The organism is Paenibacillus sp. 01T422 (assembly GCF_056398785.1).
This window is the reverse complement of sequence record NZ_JBFTQB010001383.1, coordinates 1-1,005: the sequence shown is the minus strand read 5'-3', so window position 1 is coordinate 1,005 and position 1,005 is coordinate 1. Positions and strand designations below refer to the sequence as shown.

At 39.4% G+C, this 1,005-nt stretch carries 1 protein-coding gene; it reads left to right on the top strand.

Going from position 1 to position 1,005, the window contains the following annotated elements; genetic code table 11:
- The coding region (locus tag AC1DUA_RS38935) for a bifunctional DedA family/phosphatase PAP2 family protein (RefSeq protein ID WP_477504775.1) at positions 1–942 on the top strand (942 nt) is incomplete at its 5' end.
- Positions 943–1,005 lie beyond the last annotated feature (63 nt).

The following is a 1,005-nucleotide window of genomic DNA, read 5'->3' as shown; positions in this document are numbered from 1 at the left end:
ACAGGGTACTTCGCTGGGGTAACTCGTCTTCCCTTTCGGATTTATGCTGGATATTCCTATTTCGGAGCGTTCATTTGGGTAGTTGTTTTTATCTCTCTTGGCAAGGTCTTAGGCCCAAAATGGGAGCAATATCATCATACGATTAACCGGTATTTGATTTACATTGGGATAATCGTGGCTTTCGTAATAATGATGGTGTATTGGTTTCGGAAAAATAAAGTTAAATTCACTGATCTGCTCACAAAAAATCTCCAGAAAGTAATATTTCATTACCATTCCATGGRGAAAGTGAAGTTTGTCSTGCTAGGTGCTTTTACCGTCTTTGCTGCGTGTCTAGCTCTCGTGATTGGCATGATTCAAGAATTTGTAGAAAATGAATTCACGCTTTTTGATGAGATTGTTATCTTTATCATTCACGAAGTGTTCGATCCCAATTGGAGTGCTTGGATGAATTGGTTTGCGCTCTTAGGCTCGTATTATGTATTCATCCCTTTGATTGGAATAACAACGATCCTGATTATTTGGAAGGGCAAAGACCGCTTATTAGAATTGATGTGCTTTGCTTTTGTTATTGTTGGGGGTGAAGCGCTGGATGAAGGATTGCGAGCGTTATTTCATCGCGTGGGGCCTTCCGTTGATCACCAATTTCCATACACATTTCCGAGTGAGCAAACGTTAATTTCATTGACGGTGTGCGGTTTTGCAACGTATTTATTAGTGAGACATAAAGGGAATGTGAGAGTTCGTATTATTGCGACCTTACTAGTTATTGTACTCTGCCTTCTCGTTGGGATCAGCCGTGTCTTCTTCTATGTTCAGTATCCAAGTGATGTTCTTGCTGGTTATTTATTTGGAGGTACGTGGTTCAGTTTGAATGTGATCTTATTAGAGATTCTACGTATGTTGAACAGAAATGAAGCGAGCAAAGCGGGTAGTCGTTAATCTTATTCTCATTTTTTTCTCATCTTCATCTTATAAAGTTATTTTTAATGCACGGTAATGTGC